Origin of the sequence: Thalassococcus halodurans (genome assembly GCF_900108225.1) — a bacterium.
Classification (GTDB): domain Bacteria; phylum Pseudomonadota; class Alphaproteobacteria; order Rhodobacterales; family Rhodobacteraceae; genus Thalassococcus; species Thalassococcus halodurans.
On sequence record NZ_FNUZ01000001.1, the window covers coordinates 355,069 to 378,222 of the forward strand.

23 protein-coding genes are annotated in these 23,154 nt (G+C 56.7%); 16 read left to right on the top strand and 7 right to left on the bottom strand.

Annotated features, from left to right (window positions below):
• Positions 1-49: 49 nt before the first annotated feature.
• On the bottom strand, positions 50-763 hold the full coding sequence (locus C4S59_RS01770; protein WP_146064497.1) for a hypothetical protein: 714 nt from the start codon (positions 761-763) through the stop codon (positions 50-52).
• A 361-nt stretch (positions 764-1,124) separates the two neighbouring features.
• Between C4S59_RS01770 and secG the strand changes: the two genes are divergently transcribed.
• From secG to C4S59_RS01835, 13 genes are all read left to right on the top strand, one after another.
• Positions 1,125-1,505, top strand: coding sequence for a preprotein translocase subunit SecG (gene secG, locus C4S59_RS01775; protein ID WP_103908759.1), 381 nt, complete (start codon positions 1,125-1,127; stop codon positions 1,503-1,505).
• Positions 1,506-1,687: 182 nt separating this feature from the next.
• Positions 1,688-3,331 (top strand): CTP synthase, encoded by a 1,644-nt coding sequence (locus C4S59_RS01780; protein WP_103908760.1) that lies wholly within the window; start codon positions 1,688-1,690, stop codon positions 3,329-3,331.
• A gap of 164 nt (positions 3,332-3,495) precedes the next feature.
• Entirely contained in the window at positions 3,496-4,266 is a 771-nt protein-coding gene (locus C4S59_RS01785; protein ID WP_103908761.1) for a 23S rRNA (adenine(2030)-N(6))-methyltransferase RlmJ, read from the top strand.
• 37 nt (positions 4,267-4,303) lie between these two features.
• Positions 4,304-4,744: a tellurite resistance TerB family protein gene (locus tag C4S59_RS01790; RefSeq protein ID WP_103908762.1), complete on the top strand. Its 441-nt coding sequence runs from the start codon at positions 4,304-4,306 to the stop codon at positions 4,742-4,744.
• Positions 4,745-4,869: 125 nt separating this feature from the next.
• Positions 4,870-5,646, top strand: a complete 777-nt coding sequence (locus tag C4S59_RS01795; RefSeq protein WP_103908763.1) for an ABC transporter ATP-binding protein — start codon at positions 4,870-4,872, stop codon at positions 5,644-5,646.
• A 34-nt stretch (positions 5,647-5,680) separates the two neighbouring features.
• Positions 5,681-6,412 (top strand): transporter substrate-binding domain-containing protein, encoded by a 732-nt coding sequence (locus tag C4S59_RS01800; protein ID WP_103908764.1) that lies wholly within the window; start codon positions 5,681-5,683, stop codon positions 6,410-6,412.
• Positions 6,413-6,520: 108 nt separating this feature from the next.
• Entirely contained in the window at positions 6,521-7,357 is an 837-nt protein-coding gene (locus tag C4S59_RS01805) for an ABC transporter permease (protein WP_103908765.1), read from the top strand.
• Entirely contained in the window at positions 7,354-8,160 is an 807-nt protein-coding gene (locus tag C4S59_RS01810; protein WP_103908766.1) for an ABC transporter permease, read from the top strand. The genes C4S59_RS01805 and C4S59_RS01810 overlap by 4 nt, the downstream gene beginning before the upstream one ends.
• A 126-nt stretch (positions 8,161-8,286) precedes the next feature.
• The gene (locus tag C4S59_RS01815) at positions 8,287-9,621 is read left to right on the top strand and encodes a glutamine synthetase family protein (RefSeq protein WP_103909379.1); all 1,335 of its coding nucleotides are present in this window, start codon (positions 8,287-8,289) and stop codon (positions 9,619-9,621) included.
• A gap of 53 nt (positions 9,622-9,674) precedes the next feature.
• Positions 9,675-10,361: a type 1 glutamine amidotransferase gene (locus C4S59_RS01820; RefSeq protein ID WP_103908767.1), complete on the top strand. Its 687-nt coding sequence runs from the start codon at positions 9,675-9,677 to the stop codon at positions 10,359-10,361.
• Positions 10,358-11,719 carry a glutamine synthetase family protein gene (locus C4S59_RS01825; protein ID WP_103908768.1) on the top strand — a complete coding sequence of 454 codons (1,362 nt, stop codon included), beginning with the start codon at positions 10,358-10,360 and terminating at the stop codon, positions 11,717-11,719. Before C4S59_RS01820 ends, C4S59_RS01825 begins: the two co-directional genes overlap by 4 nt.
• Before the next feature lie 3 nt (positions 11,720-11,722).
• On the top strand, positions 11,723-13,027 hold the full coding sequence (locus tag C4S59_RS01830) for an NAD(P)/FAD-dependent oxidoreductase (protein ID WP_103908769.1): 1,305 nt from the start codon (positions 11,723-11,725) through the stop codon (positions 13,025-13,027).
• 84 nt (positions 13,028-13,111) lie between these two features.
• A complete protein-coding gene (locus tag C4S59_RS01835) occupies positions 13,112-14,296 on the top strand; it encodes a DegT/DnrJ/EryC1/StrS family aminotransferase (RefSeq protein ID WP_103908770.1) in 1,185 nt (394 codons plus the stop codon).
• A 13-nt stretch (positions 14,297-14,309) separates the two neighbouring features.
• Here C4S59_RS01835 and phaR read toward each other — a convergent pair whose 3' ends face one another.
• The 3 genes from phaR to C4S59_RS01850 all read right to left on the bottom strand — a co-directional run bounded on the left by phaR (position 14,310) and on the right by C4S59_RS01850 (position 17,435).
• Positions 14,310-14,864 (bottom strand): polyhydroxyalkanoate synthesis repressor PhaR, encoded by a 555-nt coding sequence (phaR, locus tag C4S59_RS01840; protein WP_103909380.1) that lies wholly within the window; start codon positions 14,862-14,864, stop codon positions 14,310-14,312.
• 169 nt (positions 14,865-15,033) lie between these two features.
• Complete coding sequence (locus C4S59_RS01845) at positions 15,034-15,480, bottom strand: phasin, PhaP (RefSeq protein WP_103908771.1); 447 nt, start codon at positions 15,478-15,480, stop codon at positions 15,034-15,036.
• A gap of 143 nt (positions 15,481-15,623) precedes the next feature.
• Positions 15,624-17,435: a PHA/PHB synthase family protein gene (locus tag C4S59_RS01850; RefSeq protein ID WP_103908772.1), complete on the bottom strand. Its 1,812-nt coding sequence runs from the start codon at positions 17,433-17,435 to the stop codon at positions 15,624-15,626.
• Positions 17,436-17,540: 105 nt separating this feature from the next.
• On the opposite strand from C4S59_RS01850, the gene phaZ reads away from it, so the two are divergent.
• The gene (gene phaZ / locus C4S59_RS01855) at positions 17,541-18,815 is read left to right on the top strand and encodes a polyhydroxyalkanoate depolymerase (protein WP_103908773.1); all 1,275 of its coding nucleotides are present in this window, start codon (positions 17,541-17,543) and stop codon (positions 18,813-18,815) included.
• A 79-nt stretch (positions 18,816-18,894) separates the two neighbouring features.
• Here phaZ and C4S59_RS01860 read toward each other — a convergent pair whose 3' ends face one another.
• Positions 18,895-19,863 (bottom strand): Gfo/Idh/MocA family protein, encoded by a 969-nt coding sequence (locus C4S59_RS01860; RefSeq protein WP_103908774.1) that lies wholly within the window; start codon positions 19,861-19,863, stop codon positions 18,895-18,897.
• 119 nt (positions 19,864-19,982) lie between these two features.
• Positions 19,983-20,882: an RNA polymerase sigma factor RpoH gene (rpoH, locus tag C4S59_RS01865; RefSeq protein ID WP_103909381.1), complete on the bottom strand. Its 900-nt coding sequence runs from the start codon at positions 20,880-20,882 to the stop codon at positions 19,983-19,985.
• Positions 20,883-21,149: 267 nt separating this feature from the next.
• On the opposite strand from rpoH, the gene C4S59_RS01870 reads away from it, so the two are divergent.
• Positions 21,150-21,806 carry a DUF4386 domain-containing protein gene (locus C4S59_RS01870; protein ID WP_103908775.1) on the top strand — a complete coding sequence of 219 codons (657 nt, stop codon included), beginning with the start codon at positions 21,150-21,152 and terminating at the stop codon, positions 21,804-21,806.
• A 2-nt stretch (positions 21,807-21,808) separates the two neighbouring features.
• Here C4S59_RS01870 and C4S59_RS01875 read toward each other — a convergent pair whose 3' ends face one another.
• Entirely contained in the window at positions 21,809-22,837 is a 1,029-nt protein-coding gene (locus C4S59_RS01875; protein WP_103908776.1) for an RluA family pseudouridine synthase, read from the bottom strand.
• On the opposite strand from C4S59_RS01875, the gene C4S59_RS01880 reads away from it, so the two are divergent.
• Positions 22,836-23,135 (top strand): DUF6476 family protein, encoded by a 300-nt coding sequence (locus C4S59_RS01880; protein WP_103908777.1) that lies wholly within the window; start codon positions 22,836-22,838, stop codon positions 23,133-23,135. The two genes, C4S59_RS01875 and C4S59_RS01880, sit on opposite strands and share 2 nt — an antisense overlap.
• Positions 23,136-23,154 lie beyond the last annotated feature (19 nt).

Consider the following 23,154-nt stretch of genomic DNA (forward strand, 5'->3'; position numbering starts at 1 on the left):
GAGAGATTGAAGAAATCTTGCCTTAAACAGACAAATAGACAAAACGCGCCTATTCGCCCATCAGGATCAGTGTGTTGAGATCGGCCACATCGATGACCAAATCGGTTGCCTGCCCATCGACATCAAAAACAATGGTGCCGGATGTCAAAACGCCATTCGCCAACAGAACCGTTCCTTGCTGGAAGAACGCGCCTTCGCCAGTCACGTCGACAGCTGCGCTGAACCCGGCCTCTCCCCCTGTTTCAAAGGTGCGGGTGCCCGTCAGAGTTCCGGCCAAAGGAATGGTAAACGTCGTGTTGCCCTGACTACCAGCGCCACGGTTGACCGACCCTGTCCCGCTGACCGTTCCATCAAAGCTGTAAAGTAGTGTGGCTTCTTCTGTGCCAACAATTGGGTTGTCATCAGCATCCAAATCCACCGCGGTCTCGTATTCGTTGAAGTTCGTTGCCGAGGCCGTCAGCGTGTTTGAGTCAAAAAAGAACGTGCCCGACATATCGCCAACGATGATATTCACGGCGTCCGCATCTGTCGGCACGTACACATTGCCGGACATGATTGCAGTCCCTGTCAGAGCCGTTTCTTCGGCAAGGTCGGTTTCATCGACAGGGTTGTTGACCGATGCGGAAAGGGAATCGAACTGAGCCGGAAGGTTTTCGCCAAATTCGGGATCGGGCGTCACGACACCACCTCCACCGCCACCGCCGCCGCCACAAGCGGCCAATGAAAAGGCCCCGAACAAGAGAGCGGTAGTCGAATTTTTCATTTTATCATTTCCACATCAACGTCTGGGATCATTAGGCTGTAGCCGCCCAAGGTTCAACATCCACAAGCGGCATTGCACCTATGGAGAACACGCAACGATAAAGCACGAATTAAGCCAACTCAGGACCACACCACATTTTAATTTCACTACGGCGCCAGACCATAACCTTAACACAGTTTCAGCGAATGCAACGTGTCTACGGCACTCTATTTTGATCACGTTATGGCGAAACAAACCAAGGTGCCTTGAGATGGTGCTCAGCGTGCTTACTTGGTCATTAAACTAGCGCCGATAGGTGGGTTGCGCCATCCGCATCTATGCCCTACACAGCGCCGCATCCGAAATTCTTGGTCAGGTCCCAATGGAAAACGTCATTCTCGTCATCCACCTGTTGCTGGCGCTTGCGCTGATCGGCGTTGTTCTTATGCAGCGTTCCGAAGGAGGCGGCCTTGGCATGGGCGGCGGTGGCGGCGGCGGTGCTGTATCGGCGCGTTCTGCGGGGACGGCTCTTGGCAAACTGACCTGGATTCTGGGCGTCGCCTTTATCTGCACCACACTGACACTGACAGTGATTGCTGCATCTAAAGCCTCTGGAGTGTCTGTCATGGATCGTCTTGGCGGTGCGACTGCGCCTGCCGCAGAAACCGACAGCTCGCTGCCGGGTCTGGACACTGACGGCCTGCTGCCGCCGCCCTCTGCGGGCGACACCGGCGACGCACCTCTGGTTCCGCGCGCGGACTAAACCACCATACATTGAGGAACGATAACCAACCGCAACAGCATCTTGCGGTTGGGTAGACAGAGTGCTGCGAATCCTCTATAGCTTAAATCCCGTGATGCTGCGGTCTGAGTGGACCGTGGGAGGGCGTAAATTGCCTTCAATCGCTCAACGAAATGGCAAGAAAATCACGGGGTTCGGGCCACATGGCACGCTTTATCTTTATTACTGGCGGTGTTGTTTCTTCTTTGGGGAAGGGACTTGCATCGGCGGCGCTGGGTGCTTTGCTGCAAGCACGCGGATATTCGGTTCGACTGAGAAAGCTTGATCCCTACCTGAACGTCGATCCCGGCACGATGTCGCCTTTTGAACATGGCGAAGTGTTCGTGACAGACGATGGCGCGGAAACCGACCTTGATCTGGGCCACTACGAACGTTTCACAGGCGTTCCCGCGCGCAAGACCGACTCGATCTCGTCCGGCCGCATCTACACCAACGTTTTGGAAAAAGAGCGTCGCGGCGACTATCTGGGCAAAACCATTCAGGTGATTCCGCACGTCACGAACGAGATCAAGGATTTCATCTCGATCGGCGAAGACGAAGTCGACTTCATGCTCTGTGAAATCGGCGGCACCGTGGGCGACATCGAAGGCCTGCCCTTCTTCGAAGCGATCCGCCAGTTTTCCCAAGACAAGCCGCGCGGCGAATGTATTTTCATGCACCTGACGCTGCTGCCCTACATCAAGGCCTCGGGTGAGCTGAAAACCAAGCCGACACAGCACTCGGTTAAAGAACTCCGCTCTATCGGTCTGGCGCCTGATCTGCTGGTGTGCCGGTCCGAAGGTCCGATCCCCCGCAAAGAACGCGAAAAACTGGCGCTGTTCTGTAACGTGCGCCCTGACGCCGTGATCGCGGCACAGGATCTGAAATCGATCTACGAGGCCCCGCTGGCCTATCATCGCGAAGGTCTGGATCAGGCTGTTCTGGACGCGTTCCAGATCAACCCTGCCCCGCGCCCGAACCTGACCCGTTGGGAAGATGTGGCAGACCGCATCTATAACCCCGAAGGTCAGGTCAACGTCGCCATCGTCGGCAAGTACACCCAGCTGGAAGACGCTTACAAATCCATCGCCGAAGCGCTGACACATGGTGGCATGGCCAACCGTGTAAAAGTGAACATCGAATGGGTGGATGCGGAAATCTTCGACAAGGAAGATCCGACACCGCATCTGCAGGGCTATCACGCGATCCTAGTTCCCGGTGGTTTTGGTGAACGTGGGACCGAAGGCAAAATTAAAGCGGCCCAGTTCGCCCGTGAACATAAAGTGCCTTATCTGGGCATCTGTCTCGGTATGCAGATGGCGGTTATCGAAGCGGCGCGGAACGTGGCTGGCATGGACCGCGCGGGATCGGAAGAATTCGATCACGAAGCTGGCAAAAAACGTTTTGAACCGGTGGTTTACCACCTCAAGGAATGGGTTCAGGGCAACGAAAAGGTCAACCGTTCCGTGGCTGACGACAAAGGCGGCACAATGCGCCTTGGTGCCTATGACGCGGTTCTGGCCGAGCGCTCTAAAGTGGCGGAAATTTACGGCACGACAGCCATCGATGAACGCCACCGTCACCGTTATGAGGTCGACATTTCCTACAAGGACAAGCTGGAAGAATGCGGTCTTCAGTTCTCTGGCATGTCGCCGGACGGCAAACTGCCCGAGATCGTGGAATGGAAAGACCACCCGTGGTTCATCGGCGTTCAGTTCCACCCCGAACTGAAGTCCAAACCCTTCGCGCCGCATCCGCTGTTCAAGGATTTCATCCGCGCGGCCAAGGACATTTCCAGACTGGTTTAAACGGTCCATCCCAGGCCGTCCGACACCCCCAAGGGCGGCCATCAGGGCCGCCTTTTGACTTTCTCGTCCCGAAATTCTTAAACAGTCGTACTTCGCCAAATTGCGCCGTGCCTTCGCGCGCGGCTAGCGTTGTGTCGGCCATTCGAAAAAGCTAACAGGCCTGTATGCTATCGTATCAACACGCCTTTCATGCCGGTAATCTGGCCGATGTTCACAAGCACGCCATTCTGGCGGATGTGCTTGCCTATCTGACGCTGAAAGACAAACCCATCAGCTACATCGAAACCCATGCGGGCCGTGCGCTGTATGATTTGTCGGGCGACGAGGCACAGAAAACGCAAGAAGCAGCAGGCGGTGTAGCACGTCTGGAGGATGCGCTGCCCAGCGACCATCCTTATCGCCAGACGCTTGCGCGCATCCGCAAAGAACATGGCGCACATGCCTATCCAGGTTCTCCTTTGATCGCGAAGGCGTTGCTTCGCCCGACCGATACGGTACATCTGTCCGAACTGCACCCACAGGAACACGCCGCACTCAGGAATACCATCAGGGGCGCGAACATCTACAATCGCGACGGCTTTGAAACCGCGATCAGCCTGTGCCCCCCAATGCCCCGTCGCGGGTTGCTGCTGTGCGATCCGTCATGGGAAATAAAGGACGACTACAGCTATCTGCCCAAGTTCTTTGGCCAGATCGCCCAAAAATGGAACGTCGGCATTCTGGCGCTGTGGTATCCGATCCTGACAAGCGCGGCGCACAAACCGATGATCAAATCACTGGAACAGAAATTTCCCGACGCGTTGAAAAGCGAAGTCCGCTTTCCGCCCGTTCGGGAAGGCCACAGGATGGTCGGTTCCGGGATGTTTCTTGTGAACCCGCCCTACGGGCTGTCAGACAAGGTCAAAAAGATCGAAGCGATCTTTGCCCGCCTCTGAAGCTTGGAAAACCCGATATCGCGATTAGGTACATCATATGTTTGCAGATTTTCTAAAGCGCCTGACTTCGCCCAGCCCGCAACCGCTGGCTGACCCTGATGCCCGCCTTGCGGTCTCTGCTCTTCTCGTGCGCGTTGCGCGTTCAGACGGGCATTTCAGCCAGGAAGAACGCAGCAAAATTCTGGATGTTCTGGCCCATCGTTATGATCTGAACGACGCGGAGGCTGAAACGCTTGCCAAGGATGCCGAGCAGCTGGAATCCGAGGCCCCTGACACCGTGCGCTTTACCCGCGCCATCAAGGATGCAGTACCGTTTGAAACACGCATCACTGTGATCGAAGCACTGTGGGAGGTGGTTCTGGCCGATGGTGGGCGTGACGCCGCAGAAGATTCGCTTGTCCGGTTGGTATCCGGGCTTTTGGGCGTGACAGATCAGGAAAGCGCGCGCGCTCGTCACAGGGTGAGCGCCTCGAATTAAGTCGCGCCGCGACGTAAAATTGATTATCGGGTCAATAACCTGCAACTGTCACATATTGCGCGTTGCAAATACCTCCTGACTTGAACCATGCTTGCGCTAACCGAAACTAGACGAACGCGCCGAAAGTGAACCAACCCGCTCCTGTCATTGAAATTCGCGATCTGCACAAAAGCTATGGATCGCTGGAAGTTCTGAAAGGCGTCGATATCACCGCCAAGCGTGGTGACGTCGTGTCGCTGATCGGCTCTTCGGGTTCGGGCAAATCCACGCTTTTGCGGTGCTGCAATCTTCTGGAAGACAGCCAGAAGGGCGACATCCTGTTCAAAGGCGAACCCGTTCGTTGGAAAACACATGGCTCGGACCGTCATCCGGCCGACACCAAACAGGTGATGCGTATCCGCACAAACCTGTCGATGGTGTTTCAACAGTTTAACCTCTGGGCGCACATGACCATTCTGGAAAATGTCATGGAAGCCCCTGTCACCGTACTGGGACGGGACAAAAAAGAGGTTGAAGAAAAGGCGCGTGGCTATCTGCACAAGGTCGGGATCGGGGACAAAACCGAAGCGTATCCCGCCGAACTGTCAGGCGGCCAACAGCAGCGCGCCGCCATTGCACGCGCTTTGTGCATGGAACCCGAAGCTTTGCTGTTTGACGAACCCACTTCCGCCCTGGATCCGGAACTGGAGCAAGAAGTCGTGAAGGTTATTAAAGATCTGGCCAGTGAAGGCCGGACGATGCTGATCGTGACCCATGACATGAAAATGGCGGCTGACGTCAGTGATCATGTCGTGTTTCTACATCAGGGCCTGATCGAGGAAGAAGGGGCACCTGAACGCCTATTCGGGTCCCCAAGTTCGGAACGCCTGCGCGGTTTTCTGAGCTCGACAATGCCTGCGTAAATTTTCGCGGCGACCAAGACACTGGGAGAGACACATGAAGAAACTTATTATTGCGACGGCGGCACTGGCTGTGTCCGCAGGCGCGGTCTTCGCTGAAGGCCATGCCAAAACGGTACGTCTGGGCACCGAAGGCGCCTACCCTCCGTACAACTTTCTGAATGATGCCGGCGAAGTCGACGGCTTTGAGCGCGTTCTGGGCGACGAACTGTGCAAGCGCGCCGAACTGACCTGCGAGTGGGTGACTAACGACTGGGATTCGATCATTCCGAACCTCGTATCCGGCAACTACGACGCGATCATCGCGGGTATGTCGATCACAGCCGAGCGTGACGAAGTCATCGACTTCACGTCGAACTACACACAGCCCGATCCGTCCGCCTATCTGGCGCTGGACGGTGCATCCGTTGACTTCGAAGGCGGCGTAATCGCGGCACAGGCCGGCACAATCCAAGCCAGCCACATCGCGTCTTCCGGCGCGACGCTGGTTGAATTCGCGACACCGGACGAAACTATTGCGGCGGTTCGCAACGGCGAAGCAGACGCGGTTTTGGCGGACAAAGCATATCTTTCGCCCATCGCGGAAGAATCCGCTGACGTGGCCATCGTTGGTGAAGACGTCCTTCTGGGCGGCGGCATCGGCATGGGCATCCGCGAAAGCGACACCGAGCTGAAAGAGAAATTCTCGGCCGCGATCGACTCGATGAAGGCAGACGGTTCGCTGAACGCCCTGATCGAAGAATGGCTGCCCGGTTCGGCAACGTTCTAATCATCTGACATAGGGAAAGGCCCATCGCGGCCTTTCCCGCTTTTTGCGCCAAAGGTTCTTGCCGCCGTGGATTGTACCGACCCGAGCATACTGTCCGGCTTCAATTGGATGCTGTGCTACCTGACCACGGGCAAGCACATGGCGCTATACGTGTCGGTTGGCACGGTTCTTTTGCTTTTGTCCATCACGGCACCTGTGGCGCTGGCCTTCGGTTTTGGCGGCGCAAGTGCTGCGCGGTCTCGGTTTCTGCCGCTCAGCTGGCTGGGCAAAGGCTATATCGCGATTGTGCGTGGCGTGCCCGACATCGCCTTTTTCCTATTTTTTGTCATCGCCTTGGACCAAGCGTTCGAGTGGCTGCGCCATCAGGTGAAGTGCCCCGATTGGGATGAACCCATCCGCCAAGGCAATGATTTCGTGGTCTGCGCAGCGGCAAAGCTGCCATTGGGCACCTCGCCACAGTGGATGCATGAAACCTACGGGTTTTTCCTTGCCGTCCTGACTTTCTCAATCGTCTTTGGCGCCTTTGCGGCCAACGTGCTTTATGGCGCGATGAAGGCCGTTCCCCGCGCCCAGATCGAAACAGCCGAGGCCTACGGCATGTCGCGCCGTCAGACGTTCTGGCGCATTCTTGTGCCGCAGATGTGGGTCTATGCGCTGCCCGGCCTGTCGAACCTTTGGATGGTTCTGATCAAGGCAACGCCGCTGCTGTTCCTGCTTGGCATCGAAGACATCGTCTATTGGGCCCGCGAACTTGGGGGCGCGAAAACGGCGCGGTTCACCGACTATCCACATGGCGACTGGCGCATGTGGTACTTCCTTGCGCTGCTGATCTTCTACCTGAGCTTCACCAAAGTGTCCGAGGTCGTTCTGGACCGCATCATGGCCCGTCTGACCAAAGGCCAAGCCACCGCCGCTGGCGAAGCGCAACGGAAGGCCGCGGTATGAGCTGTTGGGAAACAATCGCCGATTACGGCCTGCGGTCTATCGGCTATGGCGAACGCCTGCTGCCGCGTGAAGGGTTCACCCTCTGCCAGCAGTTCACGCTGATCGGGTCGGGCCTGTTGTGGAATATCTACTTCGGCGTTCTGGCGCTCGCGTCAGGCTTTATGCTGGCAACCGCTGTCGCGATGGGCAAGGCATCCCGAAACCCGGTAGTCCGCAAGATCTCGGACTGGTTCATCTTTATTTTCCGTGGCTCGCCGCTGTTCATCCAGTTCTTCTTTGCCTACTTCCTGTTCCTGTCGCTGAAACAGGTCAGCCCCTTCTTTGACATGTTCACATCGGCCTGGCTGGGCGCGCTGATCGTTCTGTTCCTTAACACCGCCGCCTATTCAGGCGAGATTTTCTATGGCGCGCTGCAATCGATCCCCAAGGGCGATATCGAGGCGGCAGATGCCTATGGCCTGACCGGTTGGTCGCGGTTCAAGCGCATCACATGGCCCACCATGCTGCGCCTTGCGTGGCCTGCCTATACGAACGAGGCGATCTTTCTGTTCCATTCGACAACGCTTGTCTTTTTCTCGGGCTTTCCGGCGTGGCAACAGCGGGGCGATGCGCTCTATTACGCAAACTACTTTGCCGACAAAACGTTCAACCCGTTCGTGCCCTACCCCATTCTTGCGGGCTATTTCATTCTGCTGACCTTGGTGATCATCGGTCTGTTCGGCATCATGAACCGCCGCCTGAACCGTCACCTGCCGGAAAACCGCCGCAGCAAGATCAAGCCACGCATGAACCTGATCCGATAGCCTGCAAAACAGGCAAACCGGCACGGGTGCTGTTTTCTTTGGCAACACAACGCTTGCCAGAGCGCTTACATCAGCGCTATCAATAATTTGATCAAATTATACGAGCCACCAATGTCCAACGCGACCATCAAGAACTATCTTCGCAAAAACCCCCAAATCAGAACAATCCGCGTCGCGGCCTGTGACTTGAACGGCCAGCCCCGTGGCAAACGGGTCCCGACGCGCTTTGCAGATAAGGTCGTCGAAGATGGCACCCGCTTTCCGCTTTCGGTTCTGAACCTGGACATCTGGGGCGAAGATATCGACGACAGTCCGCTGGTATTTGAATCCGGCGACCGCGATGGCGTTCTGCATCCGACCGATCGTGGCTTTATCCCGATGCCATGGCTCGAAGCGCCCACTGCCCTTCTGCCCATCTGGATGTTTCATGAAAACGGAACACCCTATGAAGGCGACCCCCGTCACGCCCTGCGAGCCGTGATTGAACGCTACAAGGCCCGCGGCCTGACGCCCTGCGTCGCGATGGAGCTTGAGTTTTTTCTGATCGACGATTCCGGTCGCAAGCTTGAGATCCCGATTTCCCCCCGCTCGGGCAAACGCCGGAAGGCTGCGGAAACCCTGTCGATCCGCGCGCTGGATCAGTTCGATATCTTTTTCACCGATCTCTACGACGCCTGCGAGGCGATGGACATTCCCGCCGACACCGCGATTTCCGAAGCGGGTCTGGGCCAGTTCGAAATCAACCTCATGCACGGCGATGATGCCCTGCGCGCGGCAGATGACGCATGGCTGTTCAAAATGCTGGTGCGCGGTCTGGCGCGTCGCCACGGGTTTGCCGCATCGTTTATGGCCAAACCCTACGAAGATTATCCCGGTTCAGGCATGCATACGCATTTTTCCGTTCTGGATGAGGACGGCAATAACGTCTTTGACGACGGCGGCCCGAAAGGCACCGACACCCTGCGTCACGCCGTAGCCGGTTGCCTGAACGCAATGCAGGATTCTGCGCTGGTCTTTGCACCGCATCTGAATTCCTACGACCGTCTGGTGCCTGACGCCCATGCCCCGACCGGATTGTGCTGGGCCTATGAAAACCGCACCGCCGCAATCCGCATTCCGTCAGGTAGCCCCGCCGCGCGCCGTATCGAACACCGTGTCGCTGGTGGGGACGTGAACCCATATCTCAGCCTTGCCGCAATCCTGGGTGCCGCGTTGAACGGGATCGAAGACGGCAAAGAGCCGCCGGCACCGATCAATGGCAACGCCTATGCCCAAGAGATGGAGCACATGCCCACAGATTGGCAAACCGCCATCGACCGCTTTGAGGCCAGCCCTGAAATGCCGCGCATCTTCTCGAAAGAGCTGATCCGCAACTTTGTTCTGACCAAGAAACAAGAGCTGTTCTACATGGCCGAACTTTCCCCGACCGAGCAGGTGGAAATCTATCTCGACACCGTTTGACGGGGGCAGGCACGACGCCTAACTTGGCCCTCAGGACATCCCATGTGTGATTCATGAAAATCGGCATACTGCAAACCGGACTGGCACCAACTGAACTCGTGTCTGAAACCGGTGAATACCCTGATATGTTCGCCAAACTTCTGGCGGATGAAGGGTTTGAGTTCGATACATACTCCGTCGTGCAAAACCAGTTCCCATCCGGCGCGGACGCCGCTGACGGGTGGTTGATCACTGGATCTAAGCACGGGGTCTACGAAGATCACGACTGGATCCCCCCGCTTGAGGATCTGATCCGCGACGCCTATGCGCGGGACATCCCCATGGTGGGTGTCTGTTTTGGTCACCAGATCATCGCGCAGGCGCTGGGGGGCAAGGTGGAAAAATTCGCCGGCGGCTGGGCCGTTGGCCCCACCGAATACGATATGCCCGAAGGCAAAATGCGCATCCATGCATGGCATCAGGATCAGGTGGTTCAAACCCCGCCCGAGGCCAAGGTCGTGGGACGGAACGATTTTTGCGAAAATGCCGCGCTGCTTTATGGGCACAAAGCCTATACGGTTCAGCCACATCCCGAATTCGGCGATATCTTCGTCGGCGGGCTGATCGATACGCGCGGACGCGGTGTGGTGCCTGACACCCAACTGGATGCCGCCAAACAAGAACTGGGCCAAACGCTGGATAGCGCACGGATGGCCAAACAATTCGCCCGTTTCTTTCGCGGCGAGGAGCCTTTTTCATGAGCGACTGGATGGAAACCCTGCCCACGGCGGCCCAAGACTTTTTAGACGGTCAAAAACTCGATGAGGTCGAATGCATCATCTCGGACCTGCCCGGCATTGCCCGCGGTAAGGCCGTTCCCGCGTCCAAGTTTGCACGCCAAGACTATTTCCACCTGCCGGACTCGATCTTTTATCAGACGATCACGGGCGACTGGGGCGAAGCCGCTGACGCCAACGAAGGCTTTATCGAACGCGACATGATCCTGAAGCCCGACATGTCCACAGCCACCGCCGCACCTTGGACGGGGGACTGGACACTACAGGTGATCCACGACGCCTATGACCGCAAAGAACGCCCGATCCCATTTGCCCCGCGCAACGTGCTGAAACGCGTGGTCGAGCTTTATAACAAAGAGGGCATGAAGCCCGTCGTCGCGCCCGAGATGGAATTCTATCTGGTCGCCCGCAACCTTGATCCGGCGCAATCCATCCAGCCGATGATGGGCCGATCCGGCCGCCCTGCTGCCGCGCGTCAGGCCTATTCGATGACCGCTGTCGACGAATTCGGCCCCGTGATCGACGACATCTATGACTTTGCCGAAGCGCAAGGTTTTGAGATCGACGGCATCACGCAGGAAGGCGGCGCTGGCCAGCTGGAAATCAATCTGCGTCACGGCAATCCGGTCAAGCTTGCAGACGAAGTGTTCTACTTCAAACGCCTGATCCGAGAAGCCGCGTTGCGCCACGATTGCTTTGCCACGTTCATGGCGAAACCGATTGCTGACGAGCCAGGCTCGGCCATGCACATCCACCACTCGATCCTTGATATCGAAACCGGCGACAACCTGTTTTCCGGTCCGCAAGGCGGCGAAACCGATGCGTTTTACTACTTCATCGGCGGCTTGCAGAAATACCTGCCAGCGGCCATCGCCGTACTGGCCCCATACGTGAATTCCTACCGCCGTTACGTCAAAGATCACGCGGCGCCGATCAATCTGGAATGGGGTCGCGACAACCGCACGACCGGTATCCGTATTCCACTGTCCGGCCCAGTCAGCCGCCGCGTCGAAAACCGTTTGGCGGGCATGGATTGTAACCCTTATCTGGGCATCGCCGCATCGCTGGCGTGCGGTTATCTTGGCATCAAGAACGAAGTGCGCCCGTCGAAACAATTCCGCGGCGACGCCTATGAAGGCGAAGGCGATATCCCCCGCGTTCTGGGCCAAGCGCTGGATGAGTTTGACGAAGCGCAAGAGCTACATGAAATCCTCGGGCCGGAGTTTGCGCGCGTTTATTCCATCGTGAAACGCACCGAATACGAAGAATTCCTGCAAGTGATCAGCCCGTGGGAACGCGAACACCTGCTGCTGAACGTCTGACGAATGGAACTGCTGTTTTCCAACGACCGACGCGGCGAATACCCTGAAAGCTATTACGCTGCCACGGCAACGCCGCTGCCCGAATGCCCGCCTTTGAAGGGTGAGGTGAAGGCAGATGTTTGCATCATCGGCGGTGGATATACGGGCCTGAGCGCGGCTTTGCATCTGGCCGAGGCCGGTATGAACGTCGTCTTGCTAGAGGCGCATCGCGTAGGCTTTGGCGCGTCGGGGCGCAACGGCGGTCAGTTGGGATCGGGCCAGCGTATGGACCAGTTCACGCTGGAAAAAATGCTGGGCACCGATCATGCGAAACAGCTTTGGGATCTGGGGGAAGAGGCCAAGGCGCTGGTCAAATCCCTGATCGCGAAACACCAGATCGATTGCCAGATCAAACCGGGTGTCGCGTGGACCGGCACCAAGGCGTCTGATGTCAAATATCTGCACGACTACGCAGATCACATGCGGCGCGCATACGGCTATGACCAGATCGAAGTTCTGGATCAGGACGCGCTGCGCGGGGTCTGCGGCTCGCCCTTGTACACTGGCGGTATACTGGATCATGACGCCGCCCATCTGCACCCTCTGCGATTGGCGCTCGGGCTGGCGCGCGCGGCGCAATCTGCTGGTGCCACAATCTATGAACGCAGTCATGTGCACCACATTCAGAAAGGTGCGCAGGTCACGGTCCAGACCGACGCAGGCCGTGTTGTCGCCGATCATGTGATCCTTGCTGCAAACGGCTATCTGGGCGGACTTGAACAAAAGGTCGCCGCGCGGGTGATGCCTATCAACAATTTCATTGTCGCGACCGAACCCCTTGGGGACCGTGCACAGGATATCATGCCCAAGGATGTCGCTGTCGCCGATTCCAAGTTCGTGGTGAACTACTTCCGCCTGAGCGACGATGGCCGGATGCTGTTCGGTGGTGGCGAAAGCTATGGCTACAAATTCCCATCCGATATCCGTGCGGTCGTTTCGAAACCGATGCTTGAGGTCTTCCCGCAGCTGAAAGACGTCAAACTCGATTACGCATGGGGCGGCACGCTGGCGATCACGCGCAAACGCATGCCTTATCTGACCCGCCCTGCCCCGAACATGCTGTCAGCGTCGGGCTATTCCGGCCATGGCGTTGGCACCGCGGTGCACGCAGGCCAGTTGATGGCGCAAGCGATCCAAGGACAGGCGGCGGGCTTCGACGCATTGGCATTGGTTCCCCTGCCCGCCTTCCCTGGTGGCGGTGCCTTCCGCAGCCCGCTTTTGGCACTGGCCATGACATGGTTCGCATTGCGGGACCGGATCGGTCTGTAGGCCGTTACAAAACGGTCAATTCTTAACGCTTGGCGGATTGCCTTTGGCAAACTACAAATGGTTAAGGACAGTTAGGAGCCAGCAATGACTTCGAATATGCACGATGCAGAACCGATCCCGGCCGAGGCCCGCGCCGAAATTGATCGACTGCTTCAATCCGGCGATCTGTTTCGTTACACCGCGCCAGAGGACAGCCCTGTCACTTTGCTGGAACAGGAATTCGCCGAAGCACTGGGCATGAAATACGCGCTGGCGGTATCGAGCTGTTCTGCCGCTTTGTTCATCGCACTCAAGGCACTTGGCCTGCCCCGCGATGCCCGCGTGATGATCCCCGCCTTTACCTTTGCCGCCGTTCCGTCAGCCGTGGTGCATGCCGAATGCATCCCCGTGCTATGCGAGGTCGGCGATAACTATCGCGTCGATCTGACCGATTTCGAACGCAAGCTGGATACAGTTGACGCCGTGATCATCAGCCATATGCGCGGCCACACATCGGATATGGATGCGATCATGGCGCTGTGTGACGCGCGTAATATTCCCGTGGTCGAGGACGCCGCCCACAGCCTCGGCACGCTCTGGAACGGGCGCAAGATTGGCACCATCGGCAAGATCGGGTGCTTTTCGTTCCAAAGCTACAAACTGATCAACGCCGGCGAAGGCGGTTTGATGGTAACGAACGACGCCGATCTGGTGGCCCGTGCGATCATCATGTCCGGCGCCTATGAGGCGAATTGGAAAAAGCACAACGTGCTTCACGAGGCGGTCGAGAAGTGGCAGAACAAACTGCCGCTTTACAACGTGCGCCTATCCAACCTGTCTGCCGCCGTCATCCGCCCGCAACTACCGCATCTGGCGCGCCGCGTGGCCGATGGACGCCGCAACCATGATCATGTGGCGGCACAACTGAACACATCGCCCTGGATCGAGGTGCCTGATCCGCTCGGCCCCGAAACCCGCGCGCCGGATTCAATCCAGTTCAATCTGCGCAATATGTCGGATGACGAAGTCCGAGCGTTCGTGGCCCATGCCGACGCACGCGGGATCAAGGTGCAGGTGTTTGGCCTGAGCACAAACAACGCGCGTGCCTTCTGGAACTGGGAATTTCTTCCGGAACAGATCGAACAGCCGAACACGCGCGCCATGTTGATGCGGGCCTGCGACACGCGCCTGCCGGCCCGACTGACTTTGGCCGAATGTGATGAGGTCGCACAGGCGCTGCTGACGGCAGCTGAACTGGCGACGGGGCCGGTTCAGGCGTACGGCACCTGAACCGAAATCCTTATCAGTCGCTGAACTTGGCCAGCTTCTTTTGAAGCTCGGCCAGCTCGCGCTTGATCGAGTCCAGATCGTCGCCTTCTGCCGCGTCTTCTTTTTCAGTTTGGGGCGCGGACCATTGTGACCCCATGCCACCGGTCATGGCCTTCAGGAAGGCCTCTTGCTGCGCTTGCATCGCCTCAAAGCCCGGCACACTGGCCATCGGGTTCATCGCGTTGACGTTCTCGACCCATTTGGTCTGGCTGTCGCGGAACATTTCAAAGCTTTGCGCAAGGAATTGCGGCACAACCGACGTCGCCTGTGTCGTATAGCTGCGAACCAGATCGGTCAGCACATTGATCGGTAGAACGCTTTCGCCCTTGCTTTCGTGTTCGGCGACGATTTGCAGAAGATATTGTCGGGTCAGGTCATCGCCTGACTTCAGGTCAACAATCTTTACGTCCCGTCCATCACGGATAAATCCGGAAATATCCTCCAGCGTCACGTAATCGCTGGTTTCGGTATTATACAGACGGCGGCTGGCATATCGCTTGATCAGCAACGGCTTATCGGTTTCGGCCACGGAATCCTCCCAATCCATCCTGCAGGTGCAACAAAGCTTTGCACTTGCAGAACATTAGAGCAAGCCACTTGATGCAAACAAAAAAGGCGGGCCATGCGGCCCGCCATAAGATTTGCGCCATTAAAGGGAGGAGGAGAGGCGCAAATACTGGTAAAACGAACTGGTAAACTTACTTAGCAGTTGCGGCTTTTTTCGCTGTCGCGGTCGCTTCTGCAGTAGCTTTTTTAACTGCGGCTGTTGCTTCTTCCGAGAAGTCTTTGCCAGCAGCCATCATCAGTTCGACTGTGTCCATCTGAACTTTCTTCGCAACTTCAGCGAAAGCAGCCATGTGCTCGGCAGCCATTTCAGCCTGTGCGGAAGCAAAGTCAGTCATTGCTTTTGCGTAGTCAGCAGGCTCTGCTTTTGCTTTCGAAATGTCGGACATTTTGGACAGAGTGTCTTTTGTCCATTTTGTCGAGATCTCGCTGGATTTTGTCGCAGCGTCGATCGCAACTGTCGAAAGCTTCTCGTTCAGAGTTGCTGTTGTTTTGAAGGCATCTTCCATCGCAGCTGTGTCAACCGGGAATGCGCCCATCATGTCTTTCATCATCGCAGTAAAGTCTTGTGTGTTGGCCATCTTTCAAATCCTTTTGGCTTGCGTCTGGCAGGACCACCCTGCGTTTCTCTGCAGCTGCAAATAACATACGTGCTGCACCGCAGCATTTCAAGTGTTTTTGCTGCAGTGCAGAAAAAATCTGCGAACCATCAGATTTTTAAGCTTTATTCGCCTTCAGCGCGTGCCTTGATCTTCACATACTCGCCCGGAGCAGGCCCCAAAGACGGATGTTTCGAATCTCCTGGCTGACGTGCGGGCACCCATTTACCGGACTTTTTGGCGATCCATTTTTCCCAAACCGGCCACCACGATTCTTTGTGGTAGTCCGCTTTTTCCTGCCATTCGTCCGGCAGCGCCTTAAGGTCTTCGTTCACGTAGTGGCCGTACTTGTTCTTGCTTGGCGGATTCACGATGCCCGCGACATGGCCGGATTCGGACAGAACAAAAGTCTTGTTCTTTGACCCCATCTTCTGAACGCCGCGATAGCAATCCTTCCATGCGGCGATGTGATCATTTTCACATGTCACAGCGAACAGAGGCACGTCGACGTCTTTCAGGTTCAGCGTCTCGCCCATCAGCTCGAACCCGCCATCCGCAAAACGATTATCCTGACACAACCCGCGCAGATACTCGATCGCCATGCGCGCAGGAAGGTTGGCACCGTCGCCGTTCCAGAACAACAGATCGAACGCAGGGGGTGTTTCGCCCATCATGTAGCTGCGAATGGCCGGACGATAGATCAGATCGTTCGAGCGCAGGAAACTGAATGTTCGCGCCATAATAAATGAACGCAGCAGCCCGTGCTCGGTCACGTCTTCCTCGATTCCATCGATGAAATCGTTCTGAAGGAAGGGCGTGAACTCGCCCTGTTCGCTGAAATCAGTGAGGGTGGTGAAGAAAGTCGCCGATTTGACCGACTTGTCGCCACGCTTTTTCATCAGCGACAGCGTCAGGCTAAGCGTTGTGCCCGCAATACAGTAGCCAATCGCGTTGACCTTAGGCTGCTTGGTCAGCTTTTTGACCTCTTCAATCGCGGTCAGATAGCCTTCTTCGATGTAGGTATCCAAGCCCACATCTTTGTACGTGGCATCGGGATTGACCCAGCTGACCACGAACAGCGTATAGCCCTGATCCACGACCCAGCGGATAAAACTGTTTTCAGGCTTCAGGTCGAGAATGTAGAATTTGTTGATCCACGGCGGGAACAGGATAATTGGCGTCTCGCGCACCTCGTCGGTGGTCGGCGAATACTGGATCAGTTCCATCATACGGTCGCGGAACACGACCTCACCTTTGGCGGTTGCGATATTCTCGCCGATCTTGAACGAACTGTCGTCAGACAGGCGCACCAGCATCTCGCCCTTGTTCGCCTCGATATCCGCGATCAGGTTTTCCAGACCTTTGACCAGACTTTCACCTTCAGTCTGAATCGCTTTTTCCAGCGCATCGGGGTTTGTCGCCAGAAAATTGGTCGGCGACATCATATCGACGATCTGGCGGGCAAAGTAATTCAGCCGGCGCTTTTCGACCGGTTCGATATCTTCAACGTCTTCAACCGCCTGTTCAATCGCGGCTGCGTTAATCAGGTACTGCTGCTTGATGAAATTGAAATAGGGATGCGTGTCCCACAGCGGATTGCTGAAGCGGCGGTCCTTCGGGCCCGGATCCTCGGGCGCTTTCAGCTTGCCACTGGCCAGCGCCTTTTGCGCATCGACGAAATGAAGAACGGATTTTCCCCAGTATTCGATCTGGTGTTCCAGAACCTTGGTGGGGTTCGTCATCCACTCGTGCCAGTAGGCTTTCATCGCCTTGGCGTACAATTCCTGATTCGGCCCGTGTAGTGCAGCATTCACCGTCTCTTTTTTCTGCAAAGCAGCAATCAGACGTTGAGAGAGCTCTTCAACCTTGACCATGTTGCGCTGAAATTGATCAAGGTCTGCGGTGTTTTGACCTTCTTCTATGGTCTCAGTTGCCATTGGACGAAATCCTCCCTACGCTCTTCTGCTATGCAGAAAACCCGTTTTGCCTGCAATCCTGTTGGTAATCGGCGCACCGTAAGGTGCATGTAAAGGAGTAACACCATGCGCTATATGGCGACGTACGACATGATGGAAACGGTTCGGAATACGAACCAATGGCTTGGCGCGACGGCCAAGACCTTTGCATCCTATCCGCTCATGGCGATGGTACCCAACCCTGCGATCCAGTGGATGGCCGCTTGGGGCGACATCACAGAGCGCAGCTTTGAACGTATGGTGGCCAAACCCGACTGGGGTCTGGGATCCTTTACCTGTGACGACGGCAAAGACCATCTGGTGAACATCAAACACGTGGTTGAACGTCCCTTCGGTGATCTTATCCACTTTGAAGTGTCTGGCAGACCAGTGCAGCCGCGCAAGATTTTGCTCGTTGCCCCCATGTCCGGCCATTACGCGACGCTCCTCCGTTCGACGGTGAAATCCCTCATCACTAATTGTGAAGTCTATGTCACTGATTGGCATAATGCGAGAGACATTCCTGTAAGTGCGGGTAAGTTCGATATCGAAGACTACACTTTGTACCTTGTAGACTTCATGAAACACCTCGGCCCTGACACCCACGTCATCGCCGTTTGCCAACCTGCCCCCCTGACATTGGCCGCCACAGCCTACCTTGCTGAAATCGAGCCCGACGCACAGCCGCGCAGCCTGACATTGATCGGTGGCCCCATCGATCCCGATGCAGCCCCCACCGAAGTAACCGACTTTGGCCGCCGCGTGACGATGGGCCAGCTGGAAGAAATGATGATCCAGCGCGTTGGCTTCAAATACGAAGGCGTAGGTCGCCGCGTGTATCCGGGCTTGCTGCAGCTGTCGTCCTTCATGTCGATGAACGCAGAACGCCATTCGAAAGCGTTCAACGACCAGATCAACCGCATCGTTCGCGGCGAAGCGTCGGATCACGACCACCACAACAAGTTCTACGACGAATATCTGGCGGTCATGGACATGGCTGCGGAATTCTACCTGTCGACGGTCGATCGCGTCTTTAAAAAGCGCGAGATTGCCAAAAACGAATTCGTGGTTGCGGGCCACAAGGTCGACATCGGCAAAATCACAACCGTTGCCGTGAAGACGGTTGAAGGCTCGAAAGACGATATCTCGGCCCCCGGCCAGTGCGTTGCCGCGCTTGATCTGCTGACCGGCCTGCCTGACAGCAAAAAAGCGTTCCACGTCGAAGAAGGCGCTGGCCACTACGGTATTTTCGCGGGCAACAGCTGGCGCAACAACATCCGTCCGCTGGTTCTGAACTTTATCGACCAGAACTCGGGCACAACGCCCCCAGCGAAAAAGCCGGCGAATAAAAACGTCGCCTGACAAACGCACAGGACACATTGAAAAAACCGGCTGCATCGTTTGATACAGCCGGTTTTTTTATGCTTTCAGGATCGCTTGCTTAGGCTTTTGCCGCCTCATAGACCATATCGATCATCCGCTGCGTCCCCTTCGAGAATTCGAGCGGGCACGGATAAACGACCTTGTCCGAAACCGAGCGGTTGAAGGCTTCGACCTGCAGAACATATTGGTTCACGTTCGGGAAACGCCATGTCGTCACGGTGCCGTCAGGGGCTTGAAGATGCACTTCGGCTTGGCTGTAAACGCCGGCGTTGAACGGGGCTGTCAGGCGGATAACGCCCTCGTCTCCGTGGAAAAGCACCTCTTGGAAAGGCGACATGCGGGTCGATACCATGCCAGTGTAGTGGAACGACGGGAAGCGCGCCGTAACGTGCGCCCGCGTGTCCACGCCATTTTCCCAAGCCACATCCGTGCCAAGGATTTCCTCAGGCTCTTCACCGGTGACGTAGCGCACCGAGCCAAAGGCGTAGACGCCAATATCCGGCAGGCCACCGCCACCTGTGTTGGCTTGGTTGCGAATGTTTTCTGGATCGGGGTTGTTAAAGCTGAAACGCACCTGCGTATCGACAAGCGTACCGATCTTGCCTTCGTGCAGCAATCGGCGTGCTTTGCGCCACTGCGGGTGATGCACGATCATATAGGCCTCGGCCACCAGAACACCGGCATCATCGCGTGCTTCGATCAGGCGGTCGATTTCATTCGCGTTCATCGCGATCGGTTTTTCGCACAGCACTGCCTTGCCCGCGGCGACCGCACGCAAAGTCCACTCAACATGCAAATGGTTGGGCAGCGGGATGTAGACCGCATCAATATCGGGGTCTTCCAGCAGCGCGTCATAGCTGCTGTGAACCTTCAGATCAGGCGCAAATGTTTTGAACCCTTCTGCCTTTTCGGCCGAAGATGTTGCCAGAGCAGCCAGCTTGCCCCCTTCGGCGGCGTGAATGGCGCGTGCCATATGTTCCTTGGCGAAATTCGCGGCGCCAAGAATGCCCCAACGGACTACAGTCATCGTAACTACCCCTCCAGAATATCTGATATTTTAGTTAACATCTTAAATAATTTCGGACCAGCACAAAAAAAACCGCCCGAAATCCTCGGGCGGTTTTTGAATGATATCGCTAACAGAGTCTATACCGCAGGTAGTAGACCTTGTTCTTTGGCCAATTCCCGCATCCGCTTTTGCAGCTTTTCGAATGCGCGCACTTCGATCTGGCGGATACGTTCGCGACTGACGTCGTATTCGCCGGACAAATCCTCAAGCGTCAGCGGGTTGTCCGACAGGCGGCGCTTGACCAGAATGTCCTTTTCACGGTCATTCAGAACGCTCATGGCTTCGGCCAGCATCTCGCGGCGCGTTTCAAGCTCGTCGCGCGCTTCATAATCCGCGGCTTGGTCGGCGTCTTCGTCTTCCAGCCAGTCCTGCCACTGCATCGTGCCTTCGCCTTCGGACCCGACCGTCGCGTTCAACGATGCATCCGAACCAGCCATACGACGGTTCATCGAAATCACTTCGTCTTCGGTCACGCCCAGATCATTCGCGATCTTTTCCACGTGTTCCGGACGCAAGTCACCGTCTTCCAGCGCGCCGATACGGCTTTTGGCCTTACGCAGGTTGAAGAACAGCTTTTTCTGGGCCGACGTGGTGCCAAGCTTCACAAGGCTCCAGGACCGCAGGATGTATTCCTGAATGGACGCACGGATCCACCACATTGCGTAGGTCGCAAGGCGGAAGCCCTTTTCAGGGTCGAAACGTTTCACAGCCTGCATCAGGCCCACGTTGGCCTCGGAAATCACTTCGGCCTGCGGCAAGCCATAGCCGCGATAGCCCATCGCGATCTTCGCCGCCAAACGCAGGTGGCTTGTGACCAGCTGGTGAGCCGAGTCAGTGTCCTGATCTTCGACCCAGCGTTTAGCCAGCATGTATTCCTGTTCCGGCTCGAGCAGAGGGAACTTGCGAATTTCCTGAAGGTACCGGCTCAGGCCGGCTTCCGGGGACGGCGCCGGAAGGTTTTTATAATTACTTGTCATCTCCATCCCTCCTAATGTTTACAGGCTTAACATCCATATGGGTGGCCACCTGAGGGGTTTCAAGCACTCGTTTTCAAGAGTTTCGTTTATTTAACGCCAAAACCAGCGAATTGATCCCTTATTTCCGTGCGCTCAAGCACCTGTGCTGTGTGTTACAACCGCTTTTATGCATTTCTGCATGGGTGAAGTCCGATTTTGGGCAATTTCCAGCGGATCGGAGCTGGCCTAACTGGGGGGCATCTTGAAACCCAATGGAATTATTCAGTCATGCAAACGATTAGCTACACATCCTATAGCGCCCCGACGTGGCGCCCCGAACGCTGGGCTGGGGTCCTTTATCTGGTCATTATCTTTTCCGGCATCACAAGCGAGATGATCCTGCGCGGCCCGCTGCTTGCCTCATTCAACCCCGCTGCGGGCATTGCCCAAAACCTAGGCACGTTCCGCATCAGCCTGCTTGGCGACATCACGATGCTGGCGGCGGATATTGGCTTGGCCGTTATTCTGTTCCGCCTGATCCGATTCACCTCGCCCAGCTTGGCCGTCGCATCCATGGTGTTCCGTCTGATGCAAGCTGCGCTTATCGGAACGGGTGTTCTGATGCTGGCGGCAGTGCCTTTGATCGTGACCACCAATCCTGCGTTGGTTTCAGTCCTGCTGGAAAGCCACGCCATCGCCTATGACATTGGCCTGATCTTTTTCGGCATCGGCACCATGCTTTTGGTGATCGCGCTTTGGTCGCGCAATGGCGTTCCGACCTTGATCCTGACCGGTCTGTTCCTTTCCGGCCTGATCTATATCGGGGGCGGTATCGTCCGCGTCGCCTTCCCAGCGCATGTGACGACCTACGAGGCTGCGTTCATCCTGCCCTTCATTGCAGAAAGCGCGTTCTGCCTTTGGCTGCTGATAAAGGCGCGCGTCTGACGTCAGCCCTTACGCAATACCTCCAGAAGCCCTGCCATGTCTTCGGGCAGCGGGGCTTCGAAGGTCATTTCCTCATCCGTTGCAGGGTGGATAAAGCCCAGAAGGGCGGCATGAAGCGCCTGACGGTCAAAGCCGCCTATCGCTTCTAACGCCTCTGGCGACAGCGCCTTAGCGCTGATCTTGCGCTTTCCGCCATAGACCGGATCGCCGATCAGACCATGACCTGTGTGGGCCATATGCACACGGATCTGATGGGTCCGGCCCGTTTCCAGACGGCATTCCAGCAGCGACATAGTCGGCGGGTTGCCAAAAGTCTCCAGCGTCCGCGCACGCGTAATCGCATGGCGGCCCGTACCGAAATACACCGCTTGCCGCTGACGATCCGTTTTGTGACGCGCAAGGTTCGTGGTGATCTTGATCGTCGCGCCGCTTTCGAACGACACACCGCGCACGCCCTTCAGACGCGGGTCCGCGGCATCGGGCACACCAAAGGCCAGCGCCAGATAGGCACGGTCTACGGTATGCGCCTCGAACTGTTTGGCCAGCCCGTGATGGGCGCGGTCCGATTTGGCAACCACCAAAAGGCCAGAGGTATCTTTGTCGATCCGGTGCACGATGCCCGGACGTTTTTCACCGCCGATACCGGATAAATTGCCCCCGAAATGATGCAACAACGCATTCACCAAGGTGCCAGACGGCGAACCGGGCGCGGGATGGACCACCATGCCAGCGGGCTTGTTGACGACGATCAGGTCTTCGTCTTCGTAAAGGATATCCAGCGGAATATCCTCGGGGCGGGTTTCAACATCCTCGGCCTGCGGGACCACGAGTTCGAATTCATCGCCCTCAGCCACCTTGGCCTTAGGGTCTGTCACGGCCACGCCGCCCTTCATGACCTGACCATCCGCAATCAAACGGCCAAGACGTGTGCGGGACAGCGACGCCTCCTCTGGCACATCGCGCGCAAGGGCCTTATCAAGACGTGCGGGCGGATTGGCCCCGATCACAACGCTTATGCGGATGGACGACATGGATGACACCCCTGCTCCGGCCCCCGAGGTCCGGTTTCTGAAAATTCTGGTAACGGTCCTGACCGGCACCATGATTGCGGGCCTTCTAGTGATCATCGCGCTGTTTGTCATCCGCTTCCAGCAACCTGACCTGACTTTGCCAGAAGGCATCAGCCTGCCCGACGGCACAGAGGCACAGGCCTTTACCCAAGGCCGCGACTGGTATGCGATTGTAACAGCGGACGACCATATCCTGATTTTCGACCGCGACGGCGGCCAATTGCGCCAAACCGTGCGGATCGAAGCCACAGGCCAGTAAACGAAAAACCCCGCCGCAA

Excerpts from the sequence above, each read along its gene's own strand:
- C4S59_RS01830 (WP_103908769.1), top strand. The coding sequence starts at position 11,723 with ATGGAACTGCTGTTTTCCAACGACCGACGCGGCGAATACCCTGAAAGC.
- C4S59_RS01820 (WP_103908767.1), top strand. The coding sequence starts at position 9,675 with ATGAAAATCGGCATACTGCAAACCGGACTGGCACCAACTGAACTCGTG.
- C4S59_RS01785 (WP_103908761.1), top strand. The coding sequence starts at position 3,496 with ATGCTATCGTATCAACACGCCTTTCATGCCGGTAATCTGGCCGATGTT.
- C4S59_RS01845 (WP_103908771.1), bottom strand. The coding sequence starts at position 15,480 with ATGGCCAACACACAAGACTTTACTGCGATGATGAAAGACATGATGGGC.
- rpoH (WP_103909381.1), bottom strand. The coding sequence starts at position 20,882 with ATGACAAGTAATTATAAAAACCTTCCGGCGCCGTCCCCGGAAGCCGGC.
- C4S59_RS01850 (WP_103908772.1), bottom strand. The coding sequence starts at position 17,435 with ATGGCAACTGAGACCATAGAAGAAGGTCAAAACACCGCAGACCTTGAT.
- C4S59_RS01875 (WP_103908776.1), bottom strand. The coding sequence starts at position 22,837 with ATGTCGTCCATCCGCATAAGCGTTGTGATCGGGGCCAATCCGCCCGCA.
- C4S59_RS01770 (WP_146064497.1), bottom strand. The coding sequence starts at position 763 with ATGAAAAATTCGACTACCGCTCTCTTGTTCGGGGCCTTTTCATTGGCC.
- C4S59_RS01790 (WP_103908762.1), top strand. The coding sequence starts at position 4,304 with ATGTTTGCAGATTTTCTAAAGCGCCTGACTTCGCCCAGCCCGCAACCG.
- secG (WP_103908759.1), top strand. The coding sequence starts at position 1,125 with ATGGAAAACGTCATTCTCGTCATCCACCTGTTGCTGGCGCTTGCGCTG.
- C4S59_RS01825 (WP_103908768.1), top strand. The coding sequence starts at position 10,358 with ATGAGCGACTGGATGGAAACCCTGCCCACGGCGGCCCAAGACTTTTTA.
- C4S59_RS01880 (WP_103908777.1), top strand. The coding sequence starts at position 22,836 with ATGGATGACACCCCTGCTCCGGCCCCCGAGGTCCGGTTTCTGAAAATT.
- C4S59_RS01860 (WP_103908774.1), bottom strand. The coding sequence starts at position 19,863 with ATGACTGTAGTCCGTTGGGGCATTCTTGGCGCCGCGAATTTCGCCAAG.
- C4S59_RS01810 (WP_103908766.1), top strand. The coding sequence starts at position 7,354 with ATGAGCTGTTGGGAAACAATCGCCGATTACGGCCTGCGGTCTATCGGC.
- phaZ (WP_103908773.1), top strand. The coding sequence starts at position 17,541 with ATGCGCTATATGGCGACGTACGACATGATGGAAACGGTTCGGAATACG.
- C4S59_RS01780 (WP_103908760.1), top strand. The coding sequence starts at position 1,688 with ATGGCACGCTTTATCTTTATTACTGGCGGTGTTGTTTCTTCTTTGGGG.
- C4S59_RS01805 (WP_103908765.1), top strand. The coding sequence starts at position 6,521 with ATGCTGTGCTACCTGACCACGGGCAAGCACATGGCGCTATACGTGTCG.
- C4S59_RS01835 (WP_103908770.1), top strand. The coding sequence starts at position 13,112 with ATGACTTCGAATATGCACGATGCAGAACCGATCCCGGCCGAGGCCCGC.
- C4S59_RS01870 (WP_103908775.1), top strand. The coding sequence starts at position 21,150 with ATGCAAACGATTAGCTACACATCCTATAGCGCCCCGACGTGGCGCCCC.
- C4S59_RS01800 (WP_103908764.1), top strand. The coding sequence starts at position 5,681 with ATGAAGAAACTTATTATTGCGACGGCGGCACTGGCTGTGTCCGCAGGC.